The following is a 13,623-nucleotide window of genomic DNA, read 5'->3' as shown; positions in this document are numbered from 1 at the left end:
CCTTGGGGCACCCCAAGGACGGGAACGCCGACTACGGGCATCCCAACTACGGGCACGCTGGCTTCGTTCACGTTCAGCGACAGCGTTTGTCGATCGGTTTCAACAGCAGTTGGTGATCAGCGGGGTTCTGGCACGACTTCCGTGTAACGGTCACGACTAGTGATCAGTGGGTGTCTGGAGTGCTTGGAGGATCTGTCGCACTTCCTGGCGCCACTGGTCGGCCTCGGCGCTGTCCACCCAGCCGGTTGCCATTTCTGATCCCTCCTGGAGAACCCGATGCAGTGCGAGTCTCGCCGATGCGCGAAGGGAGGCTGGCAGTGTGGGCAGCGGTTCCCTGGGGCCGTCGTCCGGGTCAATCACGATGGGGCTGTCCGGGAGGGTGCTGGCGACGAGGGCGCCAGCGGCAATGACTTCGGCCCCGTCTCCGCCATCGACGCGTTCTCCCGAGTCGGTGACTCGCTGGAATGCCCGCCCCAGCACGTCAATGACCTGCTGGTGGGTGAGCCCCTCAAGTCCATCGACGAAGTCTGCGGCGATGTCGCTGTCGAACGGGCCGGTTCCCCACGTTCCCATGCATGGCTCCTGATATGGCTGTCTCGGACGAAGACATGGTTCCAGGAGCCACTGACATCGGTCACGGGGCGAGGAGGACCCGCTTGCGGAGCAGTGCGAAGCCGGCGCGACCGAGCATCTGGCGCTTGAGCATCTTGATCCGGTTGACGTGTCCTTCGACGACGTCGGAGTTCCAGGGCAGGGGCAGGCGATGACGGCGTCGCGGTCTCGATCGATGCCGGCCACGAGAGCGTTGAGGCTGGGAAGGTCGTCCTGGCGGACGGCGTCGAGCCACTGCGGGAGTCGTTCCCCCTGCCGCTCGGTGAGCATTTGGGCGAAGGACCGGACGTGACCGGTCAGGGCGTCGAGTTCAGGGCAGTTGGCAAGGACGGCCTTGAGCCGGAGCTGTTCGATCTCGGTAAGCGTCTCGGGTCGGCTGAGGATCCATCTCGTCACCACGCGGGGTGCCGGCGGTTGCGCGGTGACCGGCCGTGGCGAGGTGCGCTTCCCTCGCAGGTAGGCGCTGACCCGGCCATAGCTGCCTCGATAGCCCAAGGGAACGATCTCCTCCCAGAGCTTCCAGGCGTTGGTGCAGCCCTCGTCCCAGCGTTCGTCCAGGTAGGGCTTGTACTCATCGAGGACGGAGGTCCTGTTGTGCTGCCACTGGCCGCGAAAGAGGTCCTCCGGCTTCTCAGCGTCGGCGAGGCTCTTGACGGTGCGGTGGGTCATCTGGAGCTGACGCCCGATGGAACGGCGGCTATGGCCGGCTTCCAGCAGCGCGTGGACCGTGGCGTGCCGGGCTCGGACGCGGTTGGCGGATCGCTCGCACCGCCATGGTGAGTTCGCCTTCTCCTCGGGAGGCGCCGGTTCGTCGGCCTTCGCCTCGCGATCAGGGACCAGGACGCGAAGGCACTGGCGGTGGCGGGCGACAGCCCGCTCGGCGGCCTCCCCGAGGTTGTGCCACAAATGCCAGCGGTCGGCGACCTGCGTCGCCTGTGGTGCCCCGGCTGTGGCGCCTTCCGCGAAGAACGGCGCGCGGTCCCGGCAGACGATCTCGATCCCGGGTCGCTTCGCCAGCCATGCGGCCAGGCTGGATGCCTCTCGGTCGGGCAGCAGATCCACCGGTCGGCGGGTCTCGACGTCGACGAGCACCGTGCCGTAGACCCGTCCTTTGCGTGTGGCGTACTCATCAACCCCACCACTCGCGGGGCCGGGACAGCGGGTTCAGGCAATGCATCGAGCAGCCGCAACACCGCGCTGCGGCTGATGGACACCCCGAACGCCCGGGCCATCCGGGCGCCGGCCCGGCCGGCGAGGGCGAGACCCACCGCGGCGAGAGTCGACCGCAACCGCTTCGTCCACCTGCTGTGCCGCCGGGTCAGTCCCGCCATCTGCTCAGCGAACGTCCGCCGAGCACACGAAGGCTCCGGACAGAAGAACCGCCGGCCTCGCAGTTGCAGGACCACCAGACGTCCCCCACTCGGCACGTCCGCAGGAAACCGCAGGTAAGAGCTGTGCACCCGGGTCGACTCGCTCCCACAGTCCGGGCACGCCGCCCCGTCCGCCGTACTGCAGACATCGATGCGTATCGCCTCGTGGCTTACGTCCAGCGAGAGCACCGACACGTCCGCGATGGACGGGAACAATAGGCCCTCCAGACGGGGCGATGTCTCTTCCACGACGCCGCACTGTCGACCACACCAAGATTGGCCCTGGTCATTTTCAGGCAACTTCCCGGAGCCTGATCGGAGCGTCAGGCGTCACTCAGCGTGCGCGCATCAAGGAAAGCGAGCCAGAACCGTTACTCGCGTACAAAGCCAGGCACGCCAACGCGTCGGTGGCGCGCGGCGTCCTCAACTGCCCGCCGTCACCGGCGTATCGGCCTTGTCGCCCACGGACGCCGAGGTCGCGGAATTCGGAACGGGCCGGTCCTGGCGCAAGGCCGTCCACACCTGGTGCGAGGCCTTGTCGAGCGGCAGTACGCGTCCGGCGTCCTGCGCGTCGTAGGTGACGGGCAGGGTGACCATCCGGGTGCGCTCGGGGCTGATGTCCTCGAGATCCTTGGCCAGACCGAGCAGCTTGTCCGCCGAGGCCAGGTCGGAGTCCGCGCTGATGCTCTTGGTGGCGGTGTCGGCGAGCGCATAGGACTTGGCCGGGCTGCCGAGCGGGTCGACGGTGTGCGCACGGTGGATCAGGGCCTTGATGAACGCCTGCTGGAGCTGGATGCGCCCCAGGTCGCTGCCGTCGCCCACACCATGCCGGGTGCGTACGAGCGCGAGTGCCTGCTCGCCGTCGAGGCGGTGCTTGCCGGCGGTGAGCGAGAGACCGCTGTTGGGGTCGTCGATGGCCTTGCGGGTCGTGATGTCCACGCCGCCGAGCTCGTCGATGAGCTTCTGGAACCCCTTGAAGTCGACTTCGAGGTAGTGGTCCATACGCAGGCCCGACATCTTCTCGACGGTCTTGACGGTGCACGCCGGTCCGCCCACCGCGTAGGACGAGTTGAACATCGCCTGCTGTGCGCCCGGTACCTCTTCGCCGCCGGGCTCCGTGCAGGCGGGGCGCTCGACCATCGTGTCGCGCGGAATGCTCACGACGGACGCCTTCCGGTGGCTCTTGTCGACGTGCAGGACCATCGCGGTGTCGGCCCGTGCCCCGCTGACTCCCGTGCCGTACTTGCCGTGGGTACCTGCCCGGGAGTCGGACCCGAGCAGCAGGATGTTCTGCGCACCGCCGCGCTGCGCGTCGGGCCGGTCCTGCCCCAGCGCGGCGTTCAGGTCGGTGGACTTGATGTTGCCGTCGAGGTGCTGCCAGGCGTAGGCGACGCCGCCGCCGGTGGCGAGCAGGAGACCCAGGGCGCCCCAGGCCACGTACCGCAGACCCATCTTGCGGGCCTTGTGGCGGGAGCGGCCGAGGCGCGGGGGTCCGTAACCGGGGGCCGGTGGGGCGCCGGCCGGCTGCGCGGGGTGTTCGTTCTCGTGCGGCATGCGCTGCTGCCCCTCTTTGTCTGCCGGGTTTCTCGGTACGCGGAGTCGACTGCGGCTACCGCGTTTCTCAGTACGCGGAGTCGACGTTGTCGATGGAGCCGTAGCGGTCCGCGGCATAGTTGGCGGCGGCGGTGATGTTGGCGACCGGGTCGGTGAGGTCCTCGGGGGTGCCCTCGACGTGGTAGGTGTCGAACGTGGGCTGGATGACCTGGAGCAGCCCCTTGGACGGGGTGCCGTTCTGGGCGTTGATGTCCCAGTTGTTCTGGGCGTTGGGGTCGCCGCCGGACTCGCGGATGATGTTGCGGTGCAGGCCCTCGTAGCTGCCGGGGATGCCCTCGGCCTTCATGATGTCGAGGGACTCGCGGATCCAGCCGTCGAGGTTCTCGGGGTAGGTCTTGTCGTCCGCCGCGCGCTGCGCCGCCGGAGCGCTCCCCGTGGGCTCGGCGGCCTGGGCGGGGGAGGGGGCCAGGGTGAGAGCGGCGGCCGCGGTGCCAGCGGTGGCTATGCCGGTGAAGGTGATCTTGCGCAGTCGCGCGATCCGGGTTCGGGTCTGCGTGGCGACCATAGGGGTGTGCACTCCAATGCGGTACGTCATGGTCCCGGGCGAATCCGCCCGGTTGCTCCCGGCCGTCCGGGAACGTCAGCCAGTCGTAGCCCCGCCCCGACGGCCGACGCAAAGACGTGACGTACTACCTCGGTCAGCAGACGACCCCCACGGCCCTGTGTCCGAAGCCCTCACACGGCTCCACGGCGCACCGGCCGCACTACTAGCGCCCTTAGCATGTGCGCTGGGTCATATGCGTGGGCTCACACTCCCAGCGGCTCCGGTTGCCGCTCGGCGCGCCCGCCCGTGCCCCTGACTGCCGCGCCTTCGTGAACCACAGGTGTGACGCACGCCCGCGTCACACCTGTCCCGTGATCCTCGGCCTGCCTTCAAAAGTTGGCCGAGTCATGCCATAGACGCCGCCGCTTTCCGTGAATACAAGAACTGTGGGAGCGCTCTCACCCCCCACCGGTTCACGCCCTCACGGAGGCGCCATGAGAACGAGCCGTACGACGTCCGCTGCCCGCACCGGGGCCTCGAGCAGATGGAGGGCCGCGCTGATCGCGGCCTGCGCGGCGGTCGGACTCCTCACCGTGCTGATGCCGGCCGACGCGCGCGGTGATGTACCGCCGCCCGCGCCCGGCTGGACACTGCAGTGGAGCGACGACTTCACCGGGCCGAACAACGCCCTGCCCTCGTCCACGAACTGGCAGATCGACACCGGCCACAACTACCCCGGCGGGCCTGCGAACTGGGGCACCGGGGAGATCCAGAACTACACCGCGAACCCCTCCAACCTCAGCCTCGACGGCGGCGGCAATCTGCGCATCACCCCGCTCAGGGACGGCGCCGGCAACTGGACCTCGGGCCGTATCGAGACCCGCCGAGCAGACTTCAAGGCGCCCGCGGGCGGCACGCTCGCCATCGAGGGCCGCATTCAGATGCCGAACGTCACCGGCACCCCGGCCCTCGGCTACTGGCCGGCGTTCTGGGCGCTCGGGGCGCCGTACCGGGGCAACTACTGGAACTGGCCGGCCATCGGCGAGTTCGACATCATGGAGAACGTCAACGGGATCAACTCCGTCTGGGGCGTGCTGCACTGCGGCGTGAATCCGGGCGGCCCCTGCAATGAGACCCAGGGCATCGGCGCCAGCAGGGCCTGCCCGGGCGCGAGTTGCCAGTCCGCGTTCCATACGTACCGCTTCGAATGGGACCGCAGCGTGAGCCCCAACGTGCTGCGCTGGTACGTCGACGGACAGCAGTACCTCAGCGTCGACGAGAACAGGGTCGGGGCCGAGGCGTGGGACAACATGACCAGCCACGCCGGCTACTTCATCCTGCTCAACGTGGCGATGGGCGGTGCCTTCCCCAACGGCGTCGCGGGCCACGGCACCCCGGTCCCGGAGACCGTCTCCGGCCGCCCGATGCTGGTGGACTACGTGGCGGTGTGGACGCGCGGCGGCGGTACGGACCCCGACCCCGACCCCGGTGATCCGACCGCACTGCACCTGCGGACCGGTGGCGCGCTGGGTGCCGCCCAGTCGTCCGCCGCCACGGTGGCGCTCCCGTCCGCGGGCGGGGTGAACCGCGACGGTACGCCGTACAACCCGCAGGTCTTCACGGCCGCCGGAGTCAACGGCACGTACACTGGCGGCTCGACACAGTTCGATCTCTTCGTGGACGCCGGCAGCACGGTCGCCAACGGCCAACAGGTACGGGTGAGTTACGACCGTACGGGCGACGGAAGTTGGGAGCGCACGGAGACGTATCAGTACTTCGCCACCGATCCCGTGCCCGGCTACGAGCACTACACACAGGCCCGCGGTCTCAAGTCCTCGACCGGTTCGCACGGCACCATGACGAACGGCAGGGTGCGCGTCGAGGTATGGAACGCGATCGGCAACGGCCCCAGCACAGTGGGCATCGGCAACCAGTCACGGGTGACCGTCCCGATCGGCTGAGCGCACGACGCGGTCACCGCGGGACGAGCCGGTCCCTGTCCCGCGGTGACCGCACCGCACGGAGGCGAACCCGCCGGCGGCATGGACTTGGCCGGTCCGGAGCAGGATTCCGGGGTGACCATGGTGCGTACGAAGTTGTCTGCTGTTGCCGCGTTGGCTGTTGTGGCCCTGCTCGCCGGAGCCCAGGCATGTTCCTGGGATTCCTCGGACGGGAAGGGCGCCTCCGGACGATCCCGGTCCGAGACCTCGCCGTCCACCGCTCCGCCAAGCCCTCCGGCCAAGCCCGAGCCGTCACCGACCGGTCCCTGCGCGGACGGAACATGCGAGGTCGAGGTCGCGGTGGGAGATATCTTGGCCGTCCCCGAGACCTACGGACTCGGTCCGATGACCGTGGAGGCGATCACCGGCGAATCAGTGGAGCTCAGCGCGCCGTTGACAGGATCGGGGTACAGCATCTCCGGGTGCTCAGGGGGCGGCGGCACGTCCTCGCACGGCGGTGGCGGTGTGCGGCTGAAGTGCGACCGGGGGACCGTCGCGACCATCAACAAGGCCATGACCCTGGAGGTCCTCAAGACGAAGGCCACCGCCGCGGTCCTGCGTATCGCGCCCAGCGGCTGACCAAGGATCGGCGGACTGCCGGATGAGGACTGCCCTGGCGCACGCCTGTCTTGCGCCGAGCCAGGAACTAGGCGGCCGGATCGTCGGATTCGAGCCGTCGCCGTCGGCTGGTCCTCGCCGCGGTGAGTGCCGTGGTGACGGCCGTCAGCGCGCCGAACACGTAGGTCTCCGGGCCCGTCCGTGCGAGCCACTGCCGGAGGGTGCCGTCGAGGTGGTCGAACAGCCAGTACCCGGGGAACGTCGCTTCGTGCACCTCTGGACCCTCGGCAGGCAGTGCGCCCTCGCGCGGCGGGCCTGCGTCCGCCGCGCGTTCCGCCAGGAGCAAGGCGTGGCCGTACAGTTCACCCGCGAAGACCGCGGCTGCGGCGAGCAGCGCACCCCAGAGCCACAGGGCGGGACCGGCCCGCCACCTCCCGATGACCAGGCCGACCAGGGCGCCGAACGGGACTGCCCCGTACGAGACTTCACGGACCTCGAAGGCCTCGCCCTCCACCTCGCCCAAGGCGCCGAGCAGCCTGCCGTAGACGAAGGCGCCGATGAAGGCAAGGAGAAGAGCCACGGCGTATGCCGGCGCTGCATGCATCGCCTCCAGCCGCTCCAGCCGTTCCCGCTCCTGCCGTCGGCCGAGGACACCGGTGCCGAACTCCCCCTGCCTTGCTCCACCCACGCTGGTGCCCCCACCTTCCGGCCCGATGCGAGCCGGCGGTCGGCCCCCGTCAGTCGATGAGCGCGAAGCATACGGGTCACGCCTTCGCGGTATTCGCCACCGGTCGCGGTCGCGGTCGCGGTCTGGGGTGCTGGGCCAGTTCCACGGCGCGGCGCAGCCACTGCTCGGCCGCCCACCGCTCAGTGCTCGTGCGTGACCTGAGCCAGCAGCTCGCGGATCTCCCGCAGGCTCATCCGCGTACCAGGGTCGGAGTTCCGCTCCTCGATCTGCGCGAAGTGGTGCTCGGCCGTGGTCAGGTCGCCGCGGCGGCGGGCCAGTTGGCCGGCGAGGCGGTGGCCGGTGGCATGGCCCGGGTACTCGGCGAGGATGTCCGCGACGAGTGGCGCTGCCTCCTCGTCGCGCTCCGCCTCGACGAGGAGCTCGGCCAGCTCGGGACGTGGATCGACACGCCGTTCGAGCGGCCCGCGCGGTCGGTCGAAGTCGCCGGAGCGTGCCACGGCGCGGCGCAGCCACTGCTCGGCCTCCGTGCTCCGCCCGAGCCGGCGCAGCGCCCTGCCGAGGTGGTACGCCGCCTCGGGGATGTCGTTCTCCCACGCCATCCGGAGCCACCGCTCGGATGCGGCGTACCGTCCCCAGCGCACCATGCTGCGACCGGCCAGGAACGCGGGCCGCGCCAGACCGCTCTCGGCGGCGCGCACATACCAGCGCTCCGCGAACTGCGGGTCCCCGCCCCGCTCTTCGGAGGTCCGGCCGACGCCCCAGGCGGCCCGCGCGTGCCCGAGCTCCGCGGCCTTGAGCTTCCAGACGCCGGCGGCCCGCTCGTTCTTCGCGTCGGTGTGGATCACGGCGATGCTGTACGCCGCCCCCGCGTCCCCGGCCTCGGCGGCGGGTTCGAAGTACGGCACGAGCAGGGTCTCGTCGGCCTGGCAGGACTGCAGCATGCGGCCGAGGTCGAGCAGCGCGCGCGGAGTGCCGGCTCTGCGGTACCAGTCGGCCGCGTCGGGCAGCCGGTAGAGGCGCTCGAGCGCATCGGCGTACGCGAAGCACTCCTCGGGGCCGCCGGACTCCGCGGCCGCACGCAAATCGGGCAGGCGCGCGGTGAGTTCGGGGTCGGGCAGCCGGGCCGGGTCGGCGCGGATCGCCGCGATCTCCTCGAGCTGGTCGATGAACATCTTGGGCAGGCCGTCGTACGGATCGTCCTCGCCCTCGGTGTCGCCGGGGAGACGCAGCCATCGCTCGGCCTCGTCGAGCCGCCGCTGCATGATGCCGATCAGACCGAGGTAGAAGCGGGCGTAGTCGTGACCATCGGGCGCCGCGGCCGCCGTCTCGAACCACTGCTCGGCCACCCGCTGGTCACCGCGCTCGAACGCCCACACACCGAGAACGTAGGCCGCACCGGAGTAGCCGAGCTCATGCGCGCGTACGGCCAGCGCGCGGGCCTCCTCGAACCGGTCGCTGTCCCGGGCCACCAGGACGGCCTGCTCGATCAGGGCCTTGTGCGAGCCGACCGCCGCAGCTCGCGCGCAGAGCGCCTCCGCCGCGCGGATCGTGCTCGGGTAGTACGTGAACATGCCCGCGTACTCCGGGTCCCGCAGCGGACTCAGCGCCTCGAACGCGGCCTCGGCGTCCCCATCCGCCTCCGCCCGCGCGAGCCTGTCCTCCCACAGCTCCAGGTCGTCGACGATGTTCTCGATCACCTGACGGGCCGATGCCGCCTTGTGGTCCCCGAGTTCGGCCGCCTCGTCCAGCTGCCTCTGGGCTTCGGCGAACGAACCATGGCGGGCGGCTTTGAGCAGGGCGCCGTTGGTGAGGCACTGGACGTTGCCGAGAGCGGCTCCCCGCGCGTACCACTCCTGTGCTCCGTCCAGGTCGCCGGCCTCCTTCAGGAGCGTGGCGAGCCCGAAGGCGCAGCCGCCGTCGTGGTCGGCGGCGCTGCGGTACCAGCGCTCGGCTTCGTCGAACTCCCACCGGTCCTTGTGGCAGATCGCGAGGGTGCGCGCCGCATCCGCGTCCTCGGCCGCGGCTGCTGAGGCCCACCAGGGAAGGGCCTGGTCCATCCGGCCGTTCTTGCCGAGGAAGGTGGCGTAGGCGCGGTACGCACCGTCCTGTCCGGCCTCGGCGGCGGCCGCCAACTCGGCTTCCTCGTCCCGTATTTGCTCATGCGTTTGCCCGTGTGTCATACCGCGATCGTGTCAGGCGGGCGCGGCCGGGACGGACAAGGGGTCGCGTCCGCCAGGGAAGGGCCGGACGCGCGGCTCAGGGCCGCTGCAGCCAGAGCAGCGAGGCCACCACCAGCGCTTCGACACCGGTGCTGAGCGTCGGTTCGATCAACGGAGCGAAATGCGGCGAGTGGTTGGCGGGCAGCCGGTCGATGTCCCCCTCCAGGAACGCCTTGACGGCGGTTTCCTGTTCGAGGCCGCCCCAGAACCAGAACACGGTCGGCACGCCGAGCACCTCACCGAACACCCCGACGTCCTCGCTGGCATTGACCGCCGGCATCCGGTGCACCCGCTCCTGCCCGAAGTGCTCGATGAAGGCGGCCACCGTCCGCTCCGTGCTCTCGGGCTCGCTGACCAGGCTCGGGAGACTGCCGAACCACGTCAGGTCGGGGTCCTTCACCGCGGCGCCGGCCTGGCACTCCGCCCGTACGATCCGCTCGATGGCGGCCCGCACCAGGTCACGGACCTGCGGGGTGTACGTGCGGATGTTCAGGCCCAGCTCGGCCTGGTCGGGGATGATGTTGTCCTTGGTGCCGGCCTGCAGCCGGCCGACGGTGACCACGGCGGTCTCGGCCGGCGGGACCTCCCGGGCGACGATGCCCTGAAGGCGCGTGACGATATGCGCGGCCATCAGCACCGGGTCGACCGCCGCTTCGGGGCGGGAACCGTGGCCGCCGCGACCGTGCACGGTGACGTTCAACGAGTCCGCCGCCGCCATCACCGGGCCGGTGCCGTAACCGATGACCCCGGCAGGCAGCGGCGCCACGTGCTGGCCGAGCACGATGTCCGGCCTGGGGAAGCGCTCGAAGAGCCCGTCCTCCACCATGCCGTGTGCGCCGCACCCCAGTTCCTCCGCCGGCTGGAACACCACGAGCAGCGTTCCGCTCCACTCCTGGCGGGCGGACGCCAGGAGCATGGCGGCACCGACCAGGCAGGCGGCATGCATGTCGTGCCCGCAGGCATGCATCACCGGTACGTCGCGGCCGTCCTGATCCACACCGCGGGCCGTGCTCGCATAGGGCAGTCCCGTCTTCTCCTCCACCGGCAGGGCGTCGAAGTCGGCACGCAGCATCACCACCGGGCCGTCGCCGTTGCGCAGCACACCGACCACTCCGGTCGTCCCGACCTGCTCGGTGACTTCGTCGAACCCGTTGTCGCGCAACATGCGCGCAAGGACAGCGGCCGACCGTGTCTCCTGCAGCGACAACTCCGGATGCTGATGAAGGTCCCGGTAGAGCCCGGCCAGAACCTCCCGGATACCGCTCAGGCCCGCAACCACCGCTTCTGCCGCCACGCCCAGCCTCCGTAATCCGCCGAATGCGGACACCGTAACTTCGGCAAGCGCCTACTGCACTCCCCGCAGAGGTCCGTCGCGGGGATCTGGGTCCGGGTCAATGCTGTCGCGATGCGTGACCGCGCCCGGAGGGCTCCTTGTCGCCTTGCCGCTCAGCACGCACCTGGCGGGCTTTGCGGAAGTCGATGTAGGCCATGCCGGCGACGAGGAACGGGCAGACGACCGCGAGCAGCACGACGCGCAGCGTCCCCTGCGTCATCGCGGTGAGCACGGCGATCACCGCGGCGCAGACGACGAGACCGATGATCTGCCGGTAGGAGTCATAGCCCATGGCCCGCATGACCGGACCTGCTTCCGAGTCGTCGTCGCCCACCTCGTCGAGGGCGGTCCGAGCGGGCCGTTCCCGCCCCTCGGCCCTGGCCTGCCGCCAGGAGAGGAACCAGCGCACGAGGAAGTAGAAGGCCAGAGCCGCGAGGATGATCGCCCACTCGGCCGGGCTGTCGGGGAACCTTGTCGCCAGAGTCATACCGGCCGAGTTGCCGTGCGGCAGGGGAGTATCCGCTTCCGCTGACAGCGGGGCGGCTTCCCGTCACGGAAGGAGAAGGCCGGCAACGGCGGATCCGAGGTGAGGGACGCGTCTGGAGCGGTACAAAGGTTGCATGGCCGAATACGCGGGTGTCGCCGGGAAGTTCGACGACGTCGACGCGGTGACCCGTGCCGTGATCACGGCCTCGCGGTTGCTGGTCGCCATCTCCGCCCGTTCGCTCGCCGTGGTCGAGGAGCAGGTGACGCTGCCGCAATGCCGGATGCTCGTCGTGCTGTCGACGCGCGGCGAGAGCAAGCTCGTCGATCTCGCCGAGCTGCTGAAGGTGGCACCGTCCACAGTGATGCGGATGGTCGACCGGCTGATCGCGACAGGATTCGCCGATCGCCGGATCAATCCGGGCAATCGCCGGGAGACCCTGCTCCGCCTCACCGACAAGGGACAGCACATCGTCGAGCAGGTCACCGCACTACGCCGCCGTGAGATCGCCGCCATCGTGGAGCGGATACCTGCCTCCCGGCGCGCGGACCTGGTGGCGGCGCTGGACGCGTTCAACGAGGCGGGCGGCGAACCCCCGGGCCCGTCCGGAACCCCGGTCCTGCATCCTTTGGGATGGGCCGAGGCCTGAGAAGCGCATTGCGCCGGAGGGCAGAGCCCGCGAAGCCCTGGACGCGGTGTCAACGGGCGTGGCCACGAGGGCACTTCTCGGGGGCTCCCGATCTCGGAGGCAGCCAGTGCTTGTCGCAGTACGCGACATCGCAGTGGGAGCAGAAGCCGGCGTCTCCCGGCAGTCCGACGCTGTGCACCCGGCTGTAGGTGCGGGGGTAGCGGAAGGCCGACCGGTAGCGCAGGGCCTGAGGTTCGGCGATGTTCTGCCCGAGCCCGTTGGAACAACCGTTGCCGTCGATGATCAGCCACCAGACCGTGGTGTCGCGCAGCCTGAGGTACGCGCGCCGCGCCCCGTCCGGCCAGGAGAACCAGCTGGCTGGATGTGCTCCGGGCCGCGCGAGCTCAAGCCGTACGATCTGCGCTTTGCACAGTGCGCAGGAGACGTACAGAACGAACCACAACGCGGGGATCTGTTTCATTCCGCCGCCCTCGGGTGGGTGGCTCCGTCGGCACGGCGACCGGTCATGGCGTCATCGTTGCACGGGGCAAAGGTGCAGGGTCGGGCAATCGCACATCTGGGCTGGGCGAACGCCACGCGGATGAACCTCAGTGGGCGGCGAACTGTGCCCCGGCCGGCTGCCGCACCTCCGGCCGGATGCCGATTCCGCTGAACTCCAGCCGTTCTCCGTAGATGTCGGTGAGCCTGATCGCGCCGCCGCAGCCGCTGCCGTTCTCGGAGGTGAAGTAGTTGTATGCCGTACGGGGCAGCGCTTGCCAACCGCCGCCGGTGCGCACTTCGAGCCGGCTCACCGGATTGCGGTGGCCCAGCGCCTGGATCTCACACCAGTACCGGCTGGATCCCGTCTTGTACCGGATCGACATGGGCTCGGCGGTGGCGGGACTCAGCAGGTGCCAAGTGATCGGGATCTGTCCCTGCGACGGGGTGGCGAGCTTGGCGAAGGCCTGGGCGCTGAGGTCGAGTTGGCCCTTGACGCACGTCGGACATTCGTTGGTGACGCGCACGGTGATGGTGGCGCCACGCGAGTTCCGTACGCGCAGATGGGCGCCGCACGCCTTGGCGGTCTCGTAGTCGGTGCTGTTCATGGCCGCGGTCATCACGTCGGAGGTGGGGCCGAAGGAGCAGGCGCCGTTGCCGTCCGCGGCGTCGTAGAAGGTGGCGGTCCCGCTGTATGCGGTGCCGGGCCTGATCCGTCCCGCGAGTGCCGCACCGGCGACCGGTGCGGCCGTGGGGCGGGCGGCGGGAGAAGAGCGCTTCGGTTGTGGACTCGTCGACGCCTTCGGGGTCTTCTTGCTCGCGGTCGCCGACGGATCGGGCGGGCTCCAACTCGTGGGTGCGGCAGCAGAGGAGGTCGTCGTGTTCGTCGGCGTGTCGCCTGCCGCCTCGCCTGATGAGCCGGTGGGCGTGGGATGGAAGGTCATGACGAGTGCGGCGAGCACGGTCACGGAGGCTATCCCGAGGAGCGCCGAGCGCCCTATGTGGGACGCACGTCGCGTCCGCGGAGCGCGCCGTCGGCGAGACGAGGGGCGAGACGAGGGGCGAGACGAACGAGGTATCACTGACGAGTCCTTGAGGTGGGTGAGACGCCCGTGCCGGCCGAGTTTGCCACTCC

The 13,623-nt window shown here is 69.8% G+C and carries 12 protein-coding genes and 1 pseudogene; 3 read left to right on the top strand and 10 right to left on the bottom strand.

The genetic code is table 11. From position 1 onward, the window contains the following. Window positions 1-156: 156 nt before the first annotated feature. The 4 genes and pseudogenes from JAO81_RS42890 to JAO81_RS29750 all read right to left on the bottom strand — a co-directional run bounded on the left by JAO81_RS42890 (window position 157) and on the right by JAO81_RS29750 (window position 4,101). Window positions 157-1,704, bottom strand: a complete 1,548-nt coding sequence (locus JAO81_RS42890; protein ID WP_374194363.1) for a DUF4259 domain-containing protein — start codon at window positions 1,702-1,704, stop codon at window positions 157-159. Window positions 1,705-2,027: 323 nt separating this feature from the next. Beyond that, window positions 2,028-2,072, bottom strand: a pseudogene (locus JAO81_RS44090) (hypothetical protein); the annotation flags it as partial. 333 nt (window positions 2,073-2,405) lie between these two features. Further along, complete coding sequence (locus JAO81_RS29755; RefSeq protein ID WP_199551056.1) at window positions 2,406-3,536, bottom strand: LCP family protein; 1,131 nt, start codon at window positions 3,534-3,536, stop codon at window positions 2,406-2,408. A 67-nt stretch (window positions 3,537-3,603) separates the two neighbouring features. Continuing rightward, the gene (locus JAO81_RS29750) at window positions 3,604-4,101 is read right to left on the bottom strand and encodes a transglycosylase SLT domain-containing protein (RefSeq protein WP_199551082.1); all 498 of its coding nucleotides are present in this window, start codon (window positions 4,099-4,101) and stop codon (window positions 3,604-3,606) included. 473 nt (window positions 4,102-4,574) lie between these two features. On the opposite strand from JAO81_RS29750, the gene JAO81_RS29745 reads away from it, so the two are divergent. Together JAO81_RS29745 and JAO81_RS42880 are read left to right on the top strand one after the other, a co-directional pair. Then, on the top strand, window positions 4,575-6,041 hold the full coding sequence (locus JAO81_RS29745) for a glycoside hydrolase family 16 protein (protein WP_199551055.1): 1,467 nt from the start codon (window positions 4,575-4,577) through the stop codon (window positions 6,039-6,041). Window positions 6,042-6,086: 45 nt separating this feature from the next. Then, window positions 6,087-6,659 (top strand): hypothetical protein, encoded by a 573-nt coding sequence (locus JAO81_RS42880; protein WP_307813834.1) that lies wholly within the window; start codon window positions 6,087-6,089, stop codon window positions 6,657-6,659. Window positions 6,660-6,726: 67 nt separating this feature from the next. Here JAO81_RS42880 and JAO81_RS29735 read toward each other — a convergent pair whose 3' ends face one another. The 4 genes from JAO81_RS29735 to JAO81_RS29720 form a co-directional block, all read right to left on the bottom strand. Continuing rightward, a complete protein-coding gene (locus tag JAO81_RS29735; RefSeq protein WP_199551054.1) occupies window positions 6,727-7,326 on the bottom strand; it encodes a hypothetical protein in 600 nt (199 codons plus the stop codon). 179 nt (window positions 7,327-7,505) lie between these two features. Beyond that, on the bottom strand, window positions 7,506-9,506 hold the full coding sequence (locus tag JAO81_RS29730) for a sel1 repeat family protein (RefSeq protein ID WP_199551053.1): 2,001 nt from the start codon (window positions 9,504-9,506) through the stop codon (window positions 7,506-7,508). Window positions 9,507-9,582: 76 nt separating this feature from the next. After that, window positions 9,583-10,845 carry an amidohydrolase gene (locus JAO81_RS29725; RefSeq protein ID WP_374194366.1) on the bottom strand — a complete coding sequence of 421 codons (1,263 nt, stop codon included), beginning with the start codon at window positions 10,843-10,845 and terminating at the stop codon, window positions 9,583-9,585. Window positions 10,846-10,936: 91 nt separating this feature from the next. Then, window positions 10,937-11,365: a hypothetical protein gene (locus JAO81_RS29720; RefSeq protein ID WP_199551051.1), complete on the bottom strand. Its 429-nt coding sequence runs from the start codon at window positions 11,363-11,365 to the stop codon at window positions 10,937-10,939. Between the two features lie 133 nt (window positions 11,366-11,498). Between JAO81_RS29720 and JAO81_RS29715 the strand changes: the two genes are divergently transcribed. Further along, the gene (locus JAO81_RS29715) at window positions 11,499-12,011 is read left to right on the top strand and encodes a MarR family winged helix-turn-helix transcriptional regulator (protein WP_199551050.1); all 513 of its coding nucleotides are present in this window, start codon (window positions 11,499-11,501) and stop codon (window positions 12,009-12,011) included. Between the two features lie 49 nt (window positions 12,012-12,060). Here the strand turns inward: JAO81_RS29715 and JAO81_RS29710 are convergent, their stop codons facing one another. Together JAO81_RS29710 and JAO81_RS29705 are read right to left on the bottom strand one after the other, a co-directional pair. Continuing rightward, window positions 12,061-12,471 carry a hypothetical protein gene (locus tag JAO81_RS29710; protein WP_199551049.1) on the bottom strand — a complete coding sequence of 137 codons (411 nt, stop codon included), beginning with the start codon at window positions 12,469-12,471 and terminating at the stop codon, window positions 12,061-12,063. Window positions 12,472-12,598: 127 nt separating this feature from the next. Continuing rightward, entirely contained in the window at window positions 12,599-13,456 is an 858-nt protein-coding gene (locus JAO81_RS29705; RefSeq protein WP_307813832.1) for an expansin EXLX1 family cellulose-binding protein, read from the bottom strand. Between the last annotated feature and the right edge of the window lie 167 nt (window positions 13,457-13,623).

It is taken from the genome of Streptomyces sp. N35 (assembly GCF_016464295.1).
Taxonomy (GTDB): Bacteria; Actinomycetota; Actinomycetes; order Streptomycetales; family Streptomycetaceae; genus Streptomyces.
Note: the sequence above shows the minus strand (reverse complement) of the source record. Positions and strands in the feature narration are given on the sequence as shown.

What these genes read in the sequence shown, in the direction of transcription:
- JAO81_RS29755 (WP_199551056.1), bottom strand. Translation starts at nt 3,536, where the DNA reads ATGCCGCACGAGAACGAACACCCCGCGCAGCCGGCCGGCGCCCCACCG.
- JAO81_RS29750 (WP_199551082.1), bottom strand. Translation starts at nt 4,101, where the DNA reads ATGGTCGCCACGCAGACCCGAACCCGGATCGCGCGACTGCGCAAGATC.
- JAO81_RS29745 (WP_199551055.1), top strand. Translation starts at nt 4,575, where the DNA reads ATGAGAACGAGCCGTACGACGTCCGCTGCCCGCACCGGGGCCTCGAGC.
- JAO81_RS29730 (WP_199551053.1), bottom strand. Translation starts at nt 9,506, where the DNA reads ATGACACACGGGCAAACGCATGAGCAAATACGGGACGAGGAAGCCGAG.
- JAO81_RS29720 (WP_199551051.1), bottom strand. Translation starts at nt 11,365, where the DNA reads ATGACTCTGGCGACAAGGTTCCCCGACAGCCCGGCCGAGTGGGCGATC.
- JAO81_RS29715 (WP_199551050.1), top strand. Translation starts at nt 11,499, where the DNA reads ATGGCCGAATACGCGGGTGTCGCCGGGAAGTTCGACGACGTCGACGCG.
- JAO81_RS29710 (WP_199551049.1), bottom strand. Translation starts at nt 12,471, where the DNA reads ATGAAACAGATCCCCGCGTTGTGGTTCGTTCTGTACGTCTCCTGCGCA.